We start from the raw sequence: 17822 nt of genomic DNA, 5'->3' as shown, positions 1-17822 counted from the left end.
CGCCCGGGTGACGGCGTTCACTCGTTGGGGGCCGGAGGGTAGGTCGGCTTGTGGCGGGCGGCGCGGGCGCGGTTCGATCGCCGTCTGCCCGGCCACGGTCCGGACGGCTCTGGAAGGGAGCAGCCAGTCGTGCGCCAATCGCCCGCCCCCGCTGTCGTGCCGGGAGCCCTGCCAGTGATCGGCCACGCCCGCCAACTGCTCGGGCACCGGCTCGCGTTCCTCGAATCCCTGCGCGAGTACGGCGATGTGGTGACGATCCGGGTCGGGCCGGGCCGGGCCTACGTGGTCAACGACCCCGCCCTGGTGCGCGAGGTGCTGACCAGGCGGGCCGCGGAGTTCGGGCTGAGCCCGCAGTTCCGGGTGATGAAACGAATCATCGGCAACGGCCTGCTCGCCACCGACGGCACCTTCCACCGCCGCCAGCGCAGGCTGATCCTGCCGGCCTTCCACCACTCGCGGATCGCCGGTTACGCGCAGTCCATGAGCTCTCTCGCCGAAGAGCGGCTCGGCCGCTGGCGTGACGGCGAAGTGGTCGACGTGGACCGGGAGTTCGGCGAGCTGGCGACGGAGATTGCCGTCCGCTGCCTGTTCTCCGAGGGCGTCGACCAGGAGGGCGTCGCGGAGGTGGTGACCGCGCTGCCGCACCTGATGAGCTGGGCCGGGAGCCGGGGCCTCGACCCGACCGGGCTGCTGGCCCGGCTGCCGACCCCGCTGAACCGGCGCTTCCGCCGCAGCATGGCCGGCCTCGACGAGCTGCTCGGCGGCATCATCGCGCGCCGCCGCGCCGACGGGCCTGGCCCGGAGGGCGACTTGCTGGCCATGCTGCTCTCGGCGCAGGACGCCGAGACCGGTGCCCGGATGCCGGACCAGCAGGTGCACGACGAGGCGATGTCCTTCCTGGTCGCGGGGACGGAGTCGGTCTCCCGTACGCTCGCCTGGAGCGTCTACCTGCTGGCCCGCAACCCGGAGGTGCGGGAGCGGCTGCAGCACGAGGTCGACACCGAACTCGGCGGCCGGACGGCCGGGTTCGAGGACCTCCCGCGCCTGCGCTACACCCGGATGGTGCTGCACGAGGCCCTCCGGCTCTACCCCCCGGGGTACCTGATCTCGCGGGCCGCGAAGGTCGACACCGAGCTGGGCGGCCGCCGCATCCCGGCGGGCGGCGTGGTGATGTTCTCCTACTACGCCCTCCAGCGTGACCCGGCCCGCTTCCCCGATCCGGAGCGGTGCGACCCGGAGCGCTGGCACCCCGACCGGCCCGAAGCCGCCTCGCAGGAGGCCTTCCTCCCGTTCGGGCTGGGAGCGCACGGTTGCCTGGGGGAGGGCTTTGCCTGGACCGAACTGGCGATCGTGCTCGCCTCGTTGGCGGCCCGCTTCGACCTCGAACCGGTCTCGCCCGAGCCTGTCACCCCGGTGCCGACCTTCTCGCTGACCCTCGACGGGCTGCGGATGTCGGTCCGGGAGCGCCGCGGGCCCGCCCTGCACCACCCCGTGCCCCCTGTCGCCCGCACCCGCACCTGACTGACGGAGACGAGATGTCGTTCGAGGAACTCAAGGCCCTGCTGCTGGAGATCGGCTGCCCCGAGGACTGCATCGAGCCGGACTCGGTCCGCGAAGAGGCGGGGCTCGACTCGCTGGCCGTCGCCGAACTCGTGCTCGTACTGCGGCGGGAGAAGGGCGTGCTGGTCACCGAGGAGGAGATCCACGCCGTCACCACGCTCGGTGAGCTCGCCGAACTCCTCGCCGAACTCCGCGCCGAACTCCCCGGCGAACGCCGGGCGGTGGCCTCTTGAACCCGGCCGAGATCGGCGTCACCGGGGTCGGCCTGCTGACCCCGGCGGGCGACGGCCGCGAGGCGGTCTGGGAGCGGGTCTGCAAGGGGCTGCCCACGGCCACCCTGGTGCCCGGCCCGGGGCCCGCCCATCTCGCCTGCCACGCACCGGCCTTCGACCCCGACCGGCTCGGCCGGGCCCGCGCCCGCAGGCCGGACCGGGCCACCGCGCTCGCCCTGCTCGCCGTCCGCGAAGCGCTGGCCGACGCCGCCCTGGACGCGGCCGACTGGGACGGCGCCCGAGTCGCCGTGGTGGTCGGCTCCGGCCTGGCGGGCGCCCACACCTACGAGACCGAGCACCGCACGCTGCTGACCGGCGGGCCCGAGGAGCTGTCCGCACTGGCCTTCCCCAGCGTCTTCGGCAACTCGCTCTCGGCCCAGCTCTCCATCGAACTCGGCGTCACCGGGGCCTCGTTCACCGTCAACACGGCCTGCGCCTCGGGTGCGACGGCGATCGGCCTGGCCGTCGACCTGCTGCGGCTCGGCCGCTGCGACATCGCCGTCACCGGTGGTTCGGACGCCGCGATCACGCCGTACTACGTCGCCGGGTTCGACCGCGTCCGTGCGCTGTCGCACCGCTTCGACGACCCGTCGGGTGCGCTGCGGCCCTTCGACGCGGGCCGGGACGGGTTCGTGATCGGGGAGGGCGCGGGGGCGCTGGTCCTGGAGCGCGTCCCTGATGCGCGGGCGCGCGGCGCCCGAGTCCGGGCCCGGCTGCTCGGGCACGGTGCCTCCTCGGACGCGCACCACGTCGTGAAGCCCCGGCCGGACGGCGCCGGGCTGCACGCGGCGGTGCGCGCCGCACTGGCCGACGCCGGTGCGGCAGCCGTCGACGTCGCCCACGTCAACCCGCACGGCACCGGCACGCCGCTCGGCGACCTGGTCGAGGCGACCGTGCTGGCCGGGCTGCTGCCGCACGGCCCCTCGGTGAGCGCGACCAAGGCCGTCACCGGCCATCTGCTGGGCGCCGCCGGGGCGGTGGAGGCGGTGCTCACCGTGCTCGCCGTCGAGACCGGCCTGGCCCCGCCGACCGCCAACCTGACCACCCCCGGGCCGGGCATCGACCTCGACCTCCCGACCACGGCCCGCCCCGGCCGCATCCCCCTCGCGCTGTCCACCTCCGTCGGCTTCGGCGGCCAGAACGCCGTACTCGCCATCGCCCCGAGCTGACGCCCGCGCAGGCCCCTGGCGCCCGCCCGCCCCTAGAGAGGCCCCCATGACCCCTGTGATGAAGAGCGAGTCGAGCACCGGGTCGGCCACCTCCCCGGCCGCCGAGTCGGCCGCCGCGCCGCCCGCGCTCTCCGTGCAGGACCGGATCGTGCTGGAGCTGGCCCGTCGCGGACCGGACCCGGCGATGCACCTCGGGCTGGTGCTGCTGCTGGACGGCGAGCCGCCGAGCCTCGGGCGGCTCGCGGAGGAGCTGGCACCCCGGCTGGCGAACCTGCCCGAACTGACCTTCCGGCTCGGCGGCTCGGCCCGCCGCCCGCGCTGGGAGCCGGACCCGGCCTTTGACCTCGCGCGGCACCTGCACGAGCTGCCCGGCCAGCCCGCCATCGACGGCGGCGACGGCACCGACGGCGGCGGGCGGGACGCCGTACTGACGGCGCTGCTCGACCTGCCGCTGCACAGGGACCGACCGCTCTGGGGCATCTGGCTGGTCCGGCGGCCCGGCGGCTTCGCCCTCTGCTACCGCGCGCACCACGCCTTCCAGGACGGTCTGGCCGCCGTCGAGACGGTTGAACGGCTCTTCGGGCCCCCGGCGCGTCAGAAGCAGCCGCGTTCCAGCGCGGCGGCCGAGCCGGACCGGCCGCCGCGTTGGAACGCCGACCTGCTGCGCGAGTTGCTGCCGCCCGTCCGCCGCACCGCCAGGTGGTCGGCGCTGGCGAGCCCGCCGAGCGGCGAGCGCGCCGCGTACACGGCCGACGTCGACCTCGCCCGCCTGCACCGGATCAGCCGGGCGACGCGGGCGAACGTGAACCAGATCTGCCTGGCGGTGCTGGCCGCCGCGCTGCGCGCCTGGCACCCCGCCGACTGGTCGGCCCCGGGGCCGGGTCTGTGCGCGACGCTCGCGGTCAGCGTCCGGGCGGCCGACCACCCCTACCGGCTGCTCGGCAACTGCAGCGGCGTCGCGCGCGTCCCGCTGCCCTGCCCGGAGGCCTCACCGCTCGGGCGGCTGCGGCTCCTCCAGGAGCAGGTGACCTTCGCGCGCTTCGCCGAACTGGGCCGCCGGCACCGGGTGCTGTACCAGCGGATGCCCTACTGGTGCGGCAGCCTCAGCCTGAGCCGCAGCATCGACCCGCGCTTCACGCCGCTCACGCTGGCGGACGTACGCCTGCGCAGGGAGCTGGAGTTCGCGGGGGCGCCGGTCGGCGCCGTACTGCCGCTGCCGGTCTCGGTGCCGGGGCAGCCGCTCTTCGTCGCGTGGACGACGCACCGGCGGCGGCTGTACACGACCTTCCTGGCGGATGCCGGCGTGCCGGGAGCCGGGGCACTGCCGGGTCTGTGGGAGCAGGAGCTCGACGCGCTGGCGGCCGAGGCGGAGGCCGCCCGAATTCCCGGGCCCCGGCAGTAAGTTCAGCCCAGCTCGCTGAGCGGCGGTGCGTACACGGTGCCGAGCGGCTCCGGGCCGACGTACCGCTGGCAGGTGCACGGTGCGGGGGCGTAGCCGGTGGGGTTGCGGTCGGCGTCCCAGCCGGTGGGTGCCTGGACGACCTCGTGGCAGCGGCCCTCGCGGTCGTGCTTGGCGAGGTGGTGCTCACAGCCGCAGACCGGGTCGGCCGGGCGGTCGCGTGCCTCCAGTGCGGCCTGGCGCTTCTCGGTGGCCTCGATGACGGCCATCTTCCGCTGGTGCCTGTCCTGTTGGCCCCGCCGGATGACGTCCCGGGCCCAGCCGCCACCTGTGAGCACAGCCGGTATCAGCGCCCATATCCAGCCGCCCATGCCACTCTCCCCTTGCCCCGTGTCGGACCGATCAGCACGCAGCTTGATCGACACGTAAACGTACCGCACCGGGGACCGGCTGGTCAGCGGGCGTGCGGCAACGATCCGGGCAGGTGACGGCGGGTCAGCTGTTCGTCACCTGCCGGAAAACCATCGTTCAGGGCTCTTCCATGACCATGTGATGTATGCAATGGTACATGTCACACTCCCCACCGTGTGCACGACAGAACGGGCACCCAGCCCGGCTCCCGTCACGTCATGCGGTCCGCACCTCCAGGCTGCGCACCCCATGGCGCAGCCAGACCGGCCGGGAGGCCCCCCACATGAAATCCGCCCCCACGCGGCACGATTTCGCGAGAGTGCTGATAGCACTCCTCGCGTGCTGCCTCGGTTTCGGCCTGTTCGCGCCGGCGGCGCAGGCCAGTGCCCTCGTCCCGCTCTCCGGTGGCAAGGCTCCCAAGCCCGCCCCCGCCGCCCGCCCCGGGCTCGCTCCGCAGCCCGCCGCCGGGACGGTGGCCGCGCTGGCCACGCCCGAGGAGGGCAAGCCGACCAGCAAGGCCGACGCCGCCGCGCACCGCGCCCCGCTCCAGCCTTCGGTCACCCATCAGTCGGCCGCCAAGGCCAACGGTCTGGCCGCCGCTGCTGCGGCCGCCGGCTGCACCGCCGCAGACTTCGGCGGCCGCAGTGGCAGCGCGCTCGTCCAGCAGGTCACGGCCTCCAGCCTGGACTGCATCAACTCCCTGTTCCCGCTGAAGGGTTCGGACGCCCACGCGGTGTTCCAGGAGTCCCAGATGGTCACCGTGGCGAACGCTCTGCGCGACGCCTCGGCCAGCTACCCGGGTGACGACAGCACCTCTGTCGGCCAGCTCGTGCTCTTCCTGCGGGCCGGCTACTTCGTCCAGTGGTACGACGCCGCCGACGTGGGCACCTACGGCACCGCGCTGCAGACCGCCATCCGTGGCGCGCTGGACGCGTTCTTCGCCTCCTCGCACTCCCGCGACGTCACCGAGGCGAACGGCGCGACCCTCGCCGAGGCCGTCACGCTGATCGACAGCGCGCAGCAGAACGCGCGTTACCTGTACGTCGTCAAGCGCCAGCTGGCGAGCTACAACAGCTCGTGGAACACCTCCTGGTCGATGAAGGCCTCGCTCAACAACGTCTACACCGTGCTGTGGCGCGGCCACCAGAACGCGGACTTCCTGCCCGCCGTCCAGGCCGACCCGAGCATCCTCACCGCACTGCACGACTTCCCGGTCACCAACAGTGCGCAGCTCGGCACCGACGTCGACTACCTGGTCTCCAACTCCGGTCTGGAGCTCGGCCGCTTCCTCCAGCACCCGGAGCTGCTCAGCACCGTCCAGCCGCTGGTGAAGGACCTGATGAACCGGTCCTCCAGCACCGGCCCGTCCTCGACCCTCTGGGTCAACTCCGCCAGTGAGGCGTACTCCTACGACCTGGCGAACTGCTCGCTCTACGGCATCTGCGACCTGCCGGCCCAGCTCAAGGCCTCGGTGCTGACCACCAAGTTCGTCTGCAGCCCGAGCATCACGATCATCGCCCAGACGATGACGGCCGACCAGCTGACCGCGACCTGCACCAGCCTGACCGGCGAGGACGCGTTCTTCCACAACATCGTCCGTGACAACGGCCCGGTGGCGAACGACCACAACACCAACATCGAGGTCGTGGTCTTCAACTCCAGCTCGGACTACCAGAAGTACGCGGGCATCATCTACGACATGAGCACCGACAACGGTGGCATGTACCTGGAGGGTGACCCGTCCTCGGTCACCAACCAGCCGCGCTTCGTGGCCTACCACGCCGAGTGGGTACCGGACTTCTCGATCTGGAACCTCAACCACGAGTACACCCACTACCTCGACGGCCGCTTCGACATGGCGGGCGACTTCAACGCCGGTGTCAGCACCCCGACCATCTGGTGGATCGAGGGCTTCGCGGAGTACGAGTCCTACGCCTACCGCAACGTCACCTACACCGACGCGATCACCCAGGCGGGCCTCGGCACCTACAAGCTGAGCACCCTCTTCGGCACCACGTACGAGAACACCGACCAGACCCGGACCTACAACTGGGGCTACCTGGCCGTGCGTTACATGCTCCAGTCGCACCGCGCGGACGTCGACACCATGCTCGGCTACTTCCGGGCTGGCAACTGGGCGGCCGCCCAGACGCTCTTCAACACCACCATCGGCACCCGCTACGACGCCGACTGGGCGACCTTCCTGGCCGCCTGCGCCAAGGGCAACTGCGGCAGCCTCGGCCAGACCAACCAGCCGCCGACGGCCGGTATGGCCGCCGTCGTCAACGGTCTGACGGTCAACTTCACCGACGCCTCGAAGGACTCGGACGGCACCATCGCCTCCCGCGCCTGGGACTTCGGTGACGGCACCACCTCGACCGCCGCCAACCCGTCGAAGACCTACGCGAAGGCGGGCACCTACACCGTCAAGCTGACCGTCACCGACAACCAGGGCGCCACCGCGTCGGCCACCCAGGCCTTCACCGTGGCGGGCACCGCGCAGTGCACCGACCCCGACACCCGGGTGCTCGGCAAGAACTGCAGCCGCAGCAACCTCGCGGCCACCACCGGGAACTACAGCTACATGTACCTGTACCTCCCGGCCGGCGTCTCCACCCTGAAGATCAACTCTTCGGGCGGCACCGGCAACGCGGACCTGTACTACAGCAACAGCGGCTGGGCCACCACGAGCAACTACACCACGGCCTCGGTCCGGACGGGCAACACCGAGTCGCTCACCATCAAGAACCCCCCGGCGGGCGCGACCTACATCAGCCTCTACGCCAAGACGAGCTTCAGCGGAGTCACGCTGACCACGTCCTACTGACCGTAGGCGGCAGACAGTAGAAAGGCGGTGCGGAGGGGCCGAGGCCCCTCCGCACCGCCTTTTCCGACAGCTCTCCCAGCTAGTCAGCCGTGCGGGCGGTGACCAGGCCGGTCTCGTAGGCCGTGATCACCGCCTGGGCGCGGTCGCGGACGCGGAGCTTGGCGAACAGCGCGGTGATGTGGTTCTTCACGGTGGAGACGCTCAAGTCCAGCTCGGCGGCGATCGCGGTGTTGTCCAGGCCGGCGGCGATCAGGCGCCAGATCTCCACCTCGCGGGGCGTCAGCCCCTCGGCCGCAGGTGCGGCGGCGGTGGCGCGGGCGGGCTGCGGGGCCCGGACGTAGGCGGCGATCAGGCTGGTGAGCAGGCGCGGTGCGACAGCCGCCTCACCCGCGTGGACGGTGCGGATCGCGGCCGTCAGCTCCTCCGGCGAGACGTCCTTGGGCAGGAAGCCCGAGGCCCCCGCGCGCAGGGCGGCCACCACGTACTCGTCCAGGTCGAAGGTGCTCAGCGCGAGCACCCGGCAGCCCGGCAGCTCCTCGGTCAGCCGGGCGGTGGCCGCGACACCGTCCAGCACCGGCATCCGGATGTCCATCACCACCACGTCCGGCCGCAGCTCGTGGGCGAGCGTGACGGCCCGCTCGCCGTTCTCCGCCTCGCCCACCACCGCGAAGCCGGGGTCGGGTGTGAGGATCAGTGCGAGGCCGCGCCGGACCAGCGGCTGGTCGTCCGCGATCAGCACGGTGATCCGTTCGGTCATGCTCGGTGCCCCTCGGGTCAGGCGGTGGGTGTGGTCTCGAGTGGGAGTCGCCCGCAGACCAGGTAGCCGCCGGCCGGCAGCGGACCGGCCGTCAGGCTGCCGCCGTGCAGGGCGACGCGTTCGCGCATCCCGAGCAGACCGTACCCGGCCTGCCCGGACACCCCGCCAGGGGGTGGTGCGGCCGGGCCGCCCGCGCCGTCGTCCCGCACCTCCACCAGCAGCTCGTCCGGCCGGTAGGTGAGCTCGACCACCGCCCGAGCCCGGCCGGCGTGCTTGCGGGTGTTGGTGAGGCCCTCCTGGACGATCCGGTACACAGTCAGGCCCTGTGTCGGCTCCAGCGGCCGGGCCTCGCCGACCACCCGCAGGTCGGTCGGCAGCCCGGCCCGGACCGAGTCCTCGACCAACCGGCCGAGCTCGCCGACCCCGGGCTGCGGGGCTTCGGGTGCTTGTGGCGCCGCCGGGGTGCCGGGGCCGCCGCCCGGCGCCGACTCGTCGCCCGCCCGCAGCACACCGAGCAACTGGCGCATCTCGCGCAGCGCGAGGCGGCCGGAGGACTCCAGGGTGACCAGGGCCTCCCGGACCACCTCGGAGTCGCGGTCGAGGTTGGCTCGGGCTCCGCCCGCCATCAGCTGCATGGTGGTGATGTGGTGCGCCACGATGTCGTGCAGCTCGCGGGCGATCCGGCGGCGCTCCTCGGCCAGCGCGCGCTCGGCGAGCAGCCGGCGGTTGGCCTCCAGCTGCTGCTGCCAGCGCCGCGCCGCCACCGCCGCGACGGCCACCAGCGCGGGCGCCACCGAGTTGCTGAGCGCCTCCGGCCAGGTCAGCGCCCGCCCGTGGGTCTGGGTCAGCACCGTCGCCAGGGCTGTCCCGCCAGTGGCTGCGACCCCGACCGCGGGAAGGCAGAACCGGACGGCCGAGTAGAGGGCCACGGCCGGCACCGCTCCGAAGTGGGTCAGCTGCGGCTCCGACAGGTTGAACCCCGCCGAGAGCAGCAGCACCGCGCCGAGTACCGCTGCCGGCCACCGGCGCCGGACCAGCAGCGGCACCGCTGCCAGCATCAGCAGCAGGTAGCCGGACACGCTGACCGGCAGGCCCTCGCGGGAGTTGCCGAGCGAGTACCCCAGCAGGTCGACGGCCGCAACGCCGACGGCCACCAGGGCGTCGGAACGCGTCCACGGAGCCTTGTCCACTGTTCCCGTCTCCCGTTCTTCTTGCTCGGCGTCGGTCCAGTGTCCCAGGGCCCGGGTGGCCCGAGCCGCGCCGGGAGGTGGGGTTCCGACCGGGACCAGGGTCCTGGTCGGCCGCCCGCACCCGGTGCCCGGGGCCTGGCGGCGGATCATCCGTGGCCAGGACGCGAGCAGGGGTGCCCGGCTGATGGTCTTGAAGTGGCCCGGGACGACCCGGTGCCACCCCGTGCAATTGGAGGACCACCGTGATCAGCGCCCTCACCGGGTACGCGACCCGGAACCCCTGGAAAGTCATCCTCGTCTGGGTCGTGCTCGGCTTCACGCTGACCGGCGTGAGCGGGGCACTGATGTACCGCGTCACGCAGAACCAGACCGGCGACTTCCTGCCCCGCAGCTACGACTCGGCGGCCGCGCTGCGGATCGCCGAGGACAGTTTCGGTGTCAAGCCCGACGCCGACGCCGTCACCCTGCTGGTCGCCCGCACCGACGGCGCCCCGCTCGGGGAGGGCGACCAGCAGCGGATCGCCGCCACCGCCGAGAAGCTGGCCCGGCAGCGGGTCGCCACCCCCAGCGCGGCGGACGGCGCCCCGGCCTTCCTCGGCGAGGACTACTCGCAGACCCCCACCCTCACCCCGGTGATGCTCGCCCCCGACGGCCGCTTCCAACTGCTCTCCGCCGGCCTGGTCGGCAACGCCACCGACCCGGCCCTCCAGCGCACCTTCAAGGTCTTCCGTGACTCGGCCCGCACCGAGTTCGGCGCCCAGGGCCTGCGTACGGGCTTCACCGGCGGGCTCGCCGACATGGTGGACGCCACCGACGCGGACGGACTCACCACGAAGATCAGCGGAACGCTGGTGCTGGCTCTGATCGTGCTGCTCAACGTGCTGGTCTTCCGGGGCGTGCTGGCCGCGGTGCTGCCGCTGATCGCCGTCACCCTGATCGGTGGCGCCGCCGCCGGGGCCGTGGTCGGCACCGCGCTGCTCACCGGCATCAAGCTCGACCCGAGTACGCCCTCGCTGATCCAGGTGGTGTTGCTCGGCATCGGCACCGACTACCTGATCTTCCTGCTCTTCCGCTTCCGCGAGCGGCTGCGGGCCCGGCCGGAGGCCGACCGCAAGGAGGTCGCCGCCGAGACGGCCGGCCGGGTCGGCACCGCGATCACCTCGGCCGCGCTGACGATCGTCGCCGCCTTCGCCACCCTCGGGGTGGCCAGCTTCGGACAGTTCCGGGTGCTCGGCCCGGCGATCGCCGTCTCCGTCCTGGTGATGCTGCTAGGCAGCCTCACCCTGATGCCCGCGCTGCTCGCCGCCTGCGGGCGGAAGATGTTCTGGCCCTCCCGCGCGCTGCACCTCGAACCTCGCCCCGGCCTCGCCGCCCGCCTCGGCACCCTGACCAGCCGGCGCCCGGTCGCCGCCGCCCTGGGCTCCTTCGCGCTGCTCGCGCTGCTCGCCGCCGGCCTGATCGGCATCAGGATGGACTACGGCTTCGGCGCGGACGGTCCGAAGACCGCCGCCACCGCGACTGCCGCCGAGATCTCCCGGGCCCTCCCGGCCGGGGTCTCCGACCCCACCACGGTCTACGTGACGGCCGGGGCCGACGGCTCCGCCCTCGATGCGGGCCGGCTCGACGGACTGGGACGGGCGCTCGGTGCGGTCACCGGGGTCGGCCGGGTCGGTGCCACCACCCTCGCCCCGGACCACCGGGCCGCCCGGATCGACCTCTACCTGGCCGCCGACCCGCAGTCCCAGCAGGCCCGCGACGTGGTCGCCGGCCCGCTGCGCGCCGCCGTCGCGGCCCACACCCCCGCCGGGCTCACCGCCCACGTCGGCGGCACGGCCGCGATCTTCGTGGACGTGGCCACCGCCGTCGACCACGACCTGCGGATCGTCTTCCCGGTCGCCGCCGCCCTGATCGCGCTGATCCTCTTCATGCTGCTGCGCAGCCTGCTCGCCCCGGTCGTCCTGCTGGTCTCGGTCGGCCTCTGCTTCGCTGCCACGCTCGGGGCTTCGGCCCTGGTCTTCCAACACGCCGCCGGCCGCCCCGGCGTGGCCTTCACCCTGCCGCTGGTCCTCTTCCTCTTCGTCGTGGCCCTCGGCACCGACTACAACATCCTGATCACCGACCGGATCCGGGAGGAGATGGCCCACCCCGGCCCGGCCCGCGCCGCCGTGGCCCGCGCCGTCCGCCACACGGCCCCCGCCATCGCGACCGCCGGTCTCGTCCTGGCCGGCTCCTTCGCCACCCTCGGTGCCACCCCGGCCAGCCGCCAGGTCGGCTTCGCCACCGCCCTGGGCATCCTGCTCTCCGCGTTCCTCATCTCGATGGTCCTGGTCCCAGCCCTGGCCGCGCTGCTCGGCCGCAGCCTCTGGTGGCCACTGCGGCCGTGCCTCGCGCCGGAGCCGGTGGCTGCCGACCGCTACCGCGAGCCGGTCAGCTCGGGCCGGCAGTAGGCGGTCCTGGCCCGGTCCGGAGGTGGTCGGCTCCGGTCCGGGCCCAGGCCGTCCTGACCGCGCGGCACTAGCCCCGGGGCAGCACCATGGACTGCACCGTCGGCAGGTGGCGCCAGTCGCTGGAGACGATGCTCGCGTGCGCGGCGGCCAACTTCGCCGTCCGGGCGGCGGCCTGGTCGGCCGTCGGGTCGGTCGCGCTGATCGCGGGTGCGACGTTCTGGGCGTCCGTCATCACCAGCAGGTAGTGCCGGGTGTCGTACCAGGAGGTGTCGATCCCGCCGCCGAGGTACGCCGAGGCGTCACCGTCGAAGACCACGAACCACGGCCGGATGCTCGTCTCGCTGTACGCGGCGCGCGGGTCACCGGCGGCGGCGTTGTGCACCACGGGGAAGACCTGTGCCTGCCCCGCCTTCCCGGCCGCCGTCAGGTCGCGCAGGTGGCGGGCGTACTCGACGTCCGTGTGCAGGGAGTCGAACGGGTTGCCCTCCTCCACCGTGCCCGGTATCACGTCGACCAGCACCCGGCCCGAAAGGGCGGACCGGCTGGGCCAGTTGCCCGCCTTGGCGGCGTCGTCCAGGGTCGCGTACGAGCCGCCGCCGGGCTTGGCCAGCAGATCGGCGGGGCGGAAGACCTTGCTGCCCAGGTGGGCGGCGATCACCGAGTCCAGCTGGGTCGGGCCGAGCCCGAGGTTGGCCGAGAAGCCCTGCTTGAGCTCCAACTTCACCACCAGCGGCCCGGCCTGCGGATGCGCACCGAGCCAGACCCGGATGTCGTCGAAGCAGCTCTCCAGGTCCTTGTTCGCCCCGCCGGAGTACAGCTGGGCGGTGCTGCTCGCGTCGACGCAGTTGTTGCTGTTGCCGAGCGGGTTGGCGTGGCTGACCTTCCACTCCTTGGTGAACACGTCCGTCCAGACGTCGAGTTCGACCATGCCGGTGCCGGTGTCGAGGGCCTGCGCGAGGTACGGGAAGGCGGCCGGGTCGTACGTGTTGTGGAGCCCCACGGTGGTCGCCGAGGCGAACGGCAGCGCCCCGGTGCCGCCGGCCGTCGCCTCCTGGGCGGGGAACGCGAACGCGGCTGCGGCCACGGCGAGCAGGGCGGCGGCGAAGGTACGACGGACGGTCAACTGAGTCTCCTGTGGCATGTCGGCTCGGCGCCCCGGATGGCGGCCGCAGACAGCAGCATGCGCCATCCGGGCGGATTCGAAGTGACATGACAAGAAACTCTGCTGACCGATTGTCAGCGGAGCAGCAGGATCGGTCTTACTTCAGTAGCCGGGAGAGCCTGCGGTCGGCCAGGACCTTGCCGCCGGTCTGGCAGGTCGGGCAGTACTGGAGCGAGGACTCAGCGAAGACCACCGAGCGGACGGTGTCCCCGCACCGGGGGCAGGTCTCGCCCGCCCGGCCGTGCACGGCCAGGCCCGCCTTCTTCTCGGCCTTGAGGGTGTCGGCCGCCGCGCCCCGGGCCCGGTCGAGCGCCGCGCCGAGCACCTCGCGGACGGCGGCGTAGAGCCGGGCCAGCTGCTCGGCGTCCAGCGCGGAGGCCAGCGCGTAGGGGGAGAGCCGGGCGGCGTGCAGGATCTCGTCCGAGTAGGCGTTGCCGACCCCCGCGAGCGACGTCTGGTCCGTCAGGAAGTTCTTGAGCCGGTGCCGGGCCGGGCCCGCGAGAGCGGCCAGCAGCTCAAGCGTGAAGGAGTCGGCCAGCGGGTCGGCGCCGAGCCTGGCGACCCCGGGCACGAGCTGTGGGTCGTCGACGACGTACGCGGCCAGGCGCTTGGTGGTGCCCTGCTCGGTGACGTCGAAACCCGAGCCGTCGTCGAGCAGCAGCCGCAGCGCGAGCGGCCCACGGCCCGCCCGCAGCGGCTTAGAGCGGGCGGGGAAGGAGTCGTGCGGCCGGATCCAGCCGGCGCGGGCGAGGTGCAGCACCAGGTGCGGGCCGCCGTCCGTGCTCAGGTCGAGGAACTTGCCGTGTCGCCCGACGCCGCTGACGGGCCGTCCGTACAGCGCGGTCACCGGGGGGTCGAAGGTCTTCAGCACCTGGAACGACAGCACCTCGACCCGCTCGACCGACCGGCCCGCGCAGGCGGCGGCCATCCGCTCGGCCAGGGCTTGGACCTCGGGCAACTCGGGCACACCACCAGTATGCCCAGCGGCCCGGCAGCCGCGCCGCCGTCAGCCGATGGCGCGGGCGAGGCGTTCGACGCCCTCGGTGAGCTGGGCCGGGCTCTGGGCGAAGGCGTAGCAGAGCCGCAGGAAGGAGCCGGGCGGCTCGGCGGCGAAGTACGGCCGTCCGGCGGTGACGGCGACGCCGGCCCGGAGCGCGGCGGCGGTGACGGCGGCCTCGTCCATGCCTTCGGGCAGGCGCAGCCAGAGGTGGTAGCCGCCGAGGCCCGGCCGGTCGGGCGAGGAGTCGGGCAGCAGCTCGGGCAGGGTGCGCCGGAGTGCGGCGACGGTGGTCTGCCGCCGCTCCCGGAGGGCCTCGGCGAGGGTGCGCAGATGGCGCGGCCAGGCGGGGGAGCTGACCAGCTCCAGCGCGGTCTCCTGGAGCGGGCGGGGCACGAAGAAGCTGTCCACCGACTGCACGGCGCGCAGCCGGGCCAGCGCGGGGCCGCGCGCGGTGAGGGCACCGACCCGCAGGCTCGGCGAGGAGGGCTTGGTGAGCGAGCGGACGTGCACCACGACGCCGTCCGGGTCGTCGGCGGCCAGCGGGGCGGGCAGCGGCGGGGCGTCCGCGTGCACCAGGCGGCGGGCGAAGTCGTCCTCGACGACGAACGCCCCGGCCGCGCGGGCGATCCGCAGCACCTCGCGCCGCCGCTCGGGCGCGAGCACGGCGCCGGTCGGGTTCTGGAAGAGCGGCTGGCAGACCAGCACCCGGGCGCGGGTGGCGTCGAAGGCGTCCGCGAGCAGGTCCGTCCGCAGGCCGTCGGCGTCCACCGGCACCGGCACCGGGCGCAGCCCGGCGGCGCGGGCGACGGCCAGCGTGCCCGGGTAGGTGGGGGATTCGACCAGCACGGGTGCGCCGGTCGCGGCGAGCGAGCGCAGCGCGGTGGTGAGGGCGCTCTGGCCGCCGGCGCAGACCAGCACGTCCGAGGTGCTGACGTGGCCGCCGATGTCGCGGGCGAACCAGGCGCGCAGCTCCGGCAGCCCGTCGACCGGCGGGCGCTCCCAGGCGCCGGGGCGGCGTCCGGCGCGGGCGAGCGCGGCGGCGAGGGCGCGTTCGGGCTGGAGCGAGGGGTGCAGGTAGCCGCTGTTGAGGTCGATCACGTCCGGCGGCTGCACCGTGAGGGCGGAGAGCACGCCGGAGCTGTCGGTGCTGCGGGCCGGTGGCTGCCCGGCCTCGGCGCTGAGCGCGACCTCCTGCCAGGAGAGGTCCGCCGGCGCGGCGGCGGAGGCGACCCGCGGCCCGGCCCGGAAGACCCCGGCGCCGGGGCGGGAGACCACGGCGCCCTCGGCGGCCAGGACGGCGATCGCCCGGGAGACCGTCACCGGGCTCACCTGGTGCCGCTCCATCAACGCCCGGCTCGACGGCAACTTCTCACCCACCGAGTAGCGGTTGAGCTCGGCCCTGAGGATGGCTGCCAGCTCGGCCACACTGCTACGCTCACCCATGACAGCACAAGATAGCGCTACTCTGCCGAAGTCGATAGCAGTGCCCCGGACCGACCGCCCCCGTGGTCTCGGCGGCACCGGGCTCGCCGCCCTCGCGGTGCTCTCCTTCTCCTTCAGCTTCCCCGCCGCCTCCTGGGCCCTCCAGGGCTTCGGCCCGTGGACCAGCACCGCCCTGCGCGGCCTGATCGCCGCCGTGACGGCCGCGATCTGCCTGCGGGTCGGCCGGACCCCACTGCCGGAACGCCGCCACTGGCCGGGCCTGCTCGTGGTCGCAGCGGGCTGCGTGCTCGGCTTCCCGCTGTTCACCACCCTCGCCGTCCAGGCCTCCTCCACCTCCCACACCGCCGTGGTGGTCGGCCTGCTCCCGCTCGGCACGGCGACGGTCGCCGCCCTGCGGACGGGCGTCCGCCCGGCCCGCCGGTTCTGGTACGCGGCGCTCGGCGGCGCGGCCGCCGTACTCGTCTTCACCGTGCAGCAGAGCCACGGCGGCTTCTCGCTCGCCGACCTCTACCTGCTCGCCGCACTGCTGGTCTGCGCGGCGGGCTACGCCGAAGGCGGCCGCCTCGCCCGCGAGATGCCGGGCTGGCAGGTCATAGCCTGGGGCGTCCTCGCCGCCCTGCCGGTGATGCTGCCCGCCGCCGCACTCGCCCTCGCCGCCGAACCGGCCCACCCCACCTGGCACGCCGTCACCGGCCTCGCCTACCAGGGCCTGATCTCCCAGTTCGGCGGCTTCGTGCTCTGGTACCGGGGGATGGCCCTGATCGGCATCCCGAAGGCCAGCCAACTCCAGCTCGCCCAACCGCTGCTCACCCTCGTCTGGGCCGTCCTCCTGCTCGGCGAGCCGTTCTCGCTGGCGGCCCCCCTCACCGCCGCCGCCGTCCTCGCCAGCATCGCCATCACCCAGCGGAGCTAGTGGCGAGCCGAGGCTCCGGCACGGCGGTCGCCACGACGCGGCGGCGGCGGGTCGGCAGCAGCAAGGTCGGGTGGGAGATGCTCCACGCCGCGCCCGCGCAGATCAGTGCCTTGATGCGGGCACCGGTCCGGCCGGTGAAAACACTGGAGGTGACCTGGTCGTCCTCGGTCACGCGCTGGAGCATCCCGTCGCGGCGCCCGAGGCTGATGCACTGGGCGGAGTAGCCGATCGTGGTCCCGGGCACCTTGCGGCCGGTCAGGCGGGCGGCGAGGGCGTCGGCGGCCAGCCACGCCATCGGGGTCGCCGTGGCGCAGGACATCCGCAGCGGCTTGCCGCCCGCCCCTTCGGCGAGCGCGGCGTCGCCGACGGCGTACACGTCGGGGTGCGAGACCGAGCGCATGGTGGCGTCGACGACGATCCGCCCGGTGTCGGACACCTCCAGGCTGGTGGCGGCCGCGATCGGGTGCACGGCGAACCCCGCGGTCCAGACGGTCACGTCGGCGGGGATCTCCTCGCCGGTGGCGGTGACCACCCGGTCGGCCTCGACGCGGGTGATGTCGGCCCGCTCGTGGACGGTGACGCCGAGCCGGTCGAAGGCGCCGCGCAGGTGGCGCTGCGCCTTGTCGCTGAGCCAGCCGCCGACGCCGCCCCGGGCGGCGATCGCGACCCTGAGGTGCGGGTGCGCCTCGGCGATCTCGGCGGCCGCCTCGATGCCGGTCAGGCCGCCGCCCGCGACCAGTACGGCCGCGCCCGGCCCCAACTCGCCCAGCCGCGCCCGCAGTCGCAGGGCGGCCTGCTTGCCGGAGACGTCGTGGGCGTGCTCGCCGACCCCGGGGATGCCGTGGTCGGCGTTGGTGCTCCCCAGGGCGTACACCAGGGTGTCGTAGTGGAGGGTCTCGGTGCCGAGCGTCTCGGTGCCGAGCGTCTCGGCGCCGTGCTCGGTGGTGAGGTCGACCGTCCTGCCGTCCACGTCGACCGCAGTGACCCACGCCGTCCGGACCTGCACGCCGGTGCCCGCGTAGAGGTCGCGCAGCGGACGGGCCGGCAGGTCCTGCCCGCTGGCGAGCTGGTGCAGACGGATCCGCTCGACGAAGTCGGGGTCGCTGTTGACCACGGTGATCTCGACGTCGTCGCGGTGCAGCCGCTTGGCCAGGCGGCCGGCGGCGGTGGCTCCGGCGTACCCGGCTCCGAGGACGACAATGCGGTGCTTCATGGCTCGCTCCTATCCGGTTGGGTTCACCTCCTGAACCGGACAGCCCGTCGATCCCTGAC

The 17822-nt window shown here is 73.7% G+C and carries 14 protein-coding genes; 7 read left to right on the top strand and 7 right to left on the bottom strand.

The features are described from left to right. The first annotated feature begins 129 nt into the window (after positions 1–129). Genes ACR68M_RS05825 through ACR68M_RS05810 form a run of 4 tightly spaced genes read left to right on the top strand, consistent with a single transcriptional unit; the run spans position 130 to position 4403 of the window. Positions 130–1521: a cytochrome P450 gene (locus ACR68M_RS05825; RefSeq protein ID WP_441249342.1), complete on the top strand. Its 1392-nt coding sequence runs from the start codon at positions 130–132 to the stop codon at positions 1519–1521. Between the two features lie 14 nt (positions 1522–1535). Beyond that, entirely contained in the window at positions 1536–1793 is a 258-nt protein-coding gene (locus ACR68M_RS05820; protein ID WP_441249341.1) for an acyl carrier protein, read from the top strand. Continuing rightward, entirely contained in the window at positions 1790–3001 is a 1212-nt protein-coding gene (locus ACR68M_RS05815) for a beta-ketoacyl-[acyl-carrier-protein] synthase family protein (RefSeq protein WP_441249340.1), read from the top strand. The genes ACR68M_RS05820 and ACR68M_RS05815 overlap by 4 nt, the downstream gene beginning before the upstream one ends. 46 nt (positions 3002–3047) lie before the next feature. Continuing rightward, a complete protein-coding gene (locus tag ACR68M_RS05810) occupies positions 3048–4403 on the top strand; it encodes a wax ester/triacylglycerol synthase domain-containing protein (protein WP_441249339.1) in 1356 nt (451 codons plus the stop codon). Positions 4404–4405: 2 nt separating this feature from the next. On the opposite strand, the gene ACR68M_RS05805 is transcribed toward ACR68M_RS05810, so the two are convergent. After that, the gene (locus ACR68M_RS05805) at positions 4406–4771 is read right to left on the bottom strand and encodes a hypothetical protein (protein ID WP_441249338.1); all 366 of its coding nucleotides are present in this window, start codon (positions 4769–4771) and stop codon (positions 4406–4408) included. Between the two features lie 323 nt (positions 4772–5094). Here ACR68M_RS05805 and ACR68M_RS05800 point away from each other — a divergent pair, with 323 nt between their 5' ends. Continuing rightward, positions 5095–7638, top strand: coding sequence for a collagenase (locus ACR68M_RS05800; protein ID WP_441249337.1), 2544 nt, complete (start codon positions 5095–5097; stop codon positions 7636–7638). 79 nt (positions 7639–7717) lie between these two features. Here ACR68M_RS05800 and ACR68M_RS05795 read toward each other — a convergent pair whose 3' ends face one another. Both ACR68M_RS05795 and ACR68M_RS05790 read right to left on the bottom strand, forming a co-directional pair. After that, a complete protein-coding gene (locus ACR68M_RS05795; protein WP_441249336.1) occupies positions 7718–8395 on the bottom strand; it encodes a response regulator in 678 nt (225 codons plus the stop codon). A 17-nt stretch (positions 8396–8412) separates the two neighbouring features. Beyond that, positions 8413–9585: a sensor histidine kinase gene (locus tag ACR68M_RS05790; protein WP_441249335.1), complete on the bottom strand. Its 1173-nt coding sequence runs from the start codon at positions 9583–9585 to the stop codon at positions 8413–8415. Positions 9586–9827: 242 nt separating this feature from the next. On the opposite strand from ACR68M_RS05790, the gene ACR68M_RS05785 reads away from it, so the two are divergent. Beyond that, entirely contained in the window at positions 9828–12032 is a 2205-nt protein-coding gene (locus tag ACR68M_RS05785) for an MMPL family transporter (RefSeq protein ID WP_441249334.1), read from the top strand. A 67-nt stretch (positions 12033–12099) separates the two neighbouring features. Here ACR68M_RS05785 and ACR68M_RS05780 read toward each other — a convergent pair whose 3' ends face one another. From ACR68M_RS05780 to ACR68M_RS05770, 3 genes are all read right to left on the bottom strand, one after another. Beyond that, positions 12100–13173, bottom strand: coding sequence for a phosphatidylinositol-specific phospholipase C domain-containing protein (locus ACR68M_RS05780; protein ID WP_441249333.1), 1074 nt, complete (start codon positions 13171–13173; stop codon positions 12100–12102). 118 nt (positions 13174–13291) lie between these two features. Further along, complete coding sequence (locus ACR68M_RS05775; protein ID WP_441249332.1) at positions 13292–14161, bottom strand: Fpg/Nei family DNA glycosylase; 870 nt, start codon at positions 14159–14161, stop codon at positions 13292–13294. A 39-nt stretch (positions 14162–14200) separates the two neighbouring features. After that, on the bottom strand, positions 14201–15637 hold the full coding sequence (locus ACR68M_RS05770) for a PLP-dependent aminotransferase family protein (protein ID WP_441249331.1): 1437 nt from the start codon (positions 15635–15637) through the stop codon (positions 14201–14203). Here ACR68M_RS05770 and ACR68M_RS05765 point away from each other — a divergent pair. Further along, positions 15636–16550, top strand: coding sequence for a DMT family transporter (locus ACR68M_RS05765; RefSeq protein ID WP_441249330.1), 915 nt, complete (start codon positions 15636–15638; stop codon positions 16548–16550). The genes ACR68M_RS05770 and ACR68M_RS05765 overlap by 2 nt on opposite strands. On the opposite strand, the gene ACR68M_RS05760 is transcribed toward ACR68M_RS05765, so the two are convergent. Then, on the bottom strand, positions 16534–17763 hold the full coding sequence (locus tag ACR68M_RS05760) for an NAD(P)/FAD-dependent oxidoreductase (RefSeq protein WP_441249329.1): 1230 nt from the start codon (positions 17761–17763) through the stop codon (positions 16534–16536). The two genes, ACR68M_RS05765 and ACR68M_RS05760, sit on opposite strands and share 17 nt — an antisense overlap. Between the last annotated feature and the right edge of the window lie 59 nt (positions 17764–17822).

Source organism: Kitasatospora sp. McL0602, assembly GCF_052076145.1.
In the GTDB taxonomy this organism is placed as follows: domain Bacteria; phylum Actinomycetota; class Actinomycetes; order Streptomycetales; family Streptomycetaceae; genus Kitasatospora.
The sequence above is the reverse complement of the archived record's forward strand: the minus strand, read 5'-3'. Positions and strand labels throughout refer to the sequence as shown.

What these genes read in the sequence shown, in the direction of transcription:
- ACR68M_RS05820 (WP_441249341.1), top strand. Translation starts at nt 1,536, where the DNA reads ATGTCGTTCGAGGAACTCAAGGCCCTGCTGCTGGAGATCGGCTGCCCC.
- ACR68M_RS05810 (WP_441249339.1), top strand. Translation starts at nt 3,048, where the DNA reads ATGACCCCTGTGATGAAGAGCGAGTCGAGCACCGGGTCGGCCACCTCC.
- ACR68M_RS05805 (WP_441249338.1), bottom strand. Translation starts at nt 4,771, where the DNA reads ATGGGCGGCTGGATATGGGCGCTGATACCGGCTGTGCTCACAGGTGGC.
- ACR68M_RS05800 (WP_441249337.1), top strand. Translation starts at nt 5,095, where the DNA reads ATGAAATCCGCCCCCACGCGGCACGATTTCGCGAGAGTGCTGATAGCA.
- ACR68M_RS05795 (WP_441249336.1), bottom strand. Translation starts at nt 8,395, where the DNA reads ATGACCGAACGGATCACCGTGCTGATCGCGGACGACCAGCCGCTGGTC.
- ACR68M_RS05780 (WP_441249333.1), bottom strand. Translation starts at nt 13,173, where the DNA reads ATGCCACAGGAGACTCAGTTGACCGTCCGTCGTACCTTCGCCGCCGCC.
- ACR68M_RS05765 (WP_441249330.1), top strand. Translation starts at nt 15,636, where the DNA reads ATGACAGCACAAGATAGCGCTACTCTGCCGAAGTCGATAGCAGTGCCC.
- ACR68M_RS05770 (WP_441249331.1), bottom strand. Translation starts at nt 15,637, where the DNA reads ATGGGTGAGCGTAGCAGTGTGGCCGAGCTGGCAGCCATCCTCAGGGCC.
- ACR68M_RS05760 (WP_441249329.1), bottom strand. Translation starts at nt 17,763, where the DNA reads ATGAAGCACCGCATTGTCGTCCTCGGAGCCGGGTACGCCGGAGCCACC.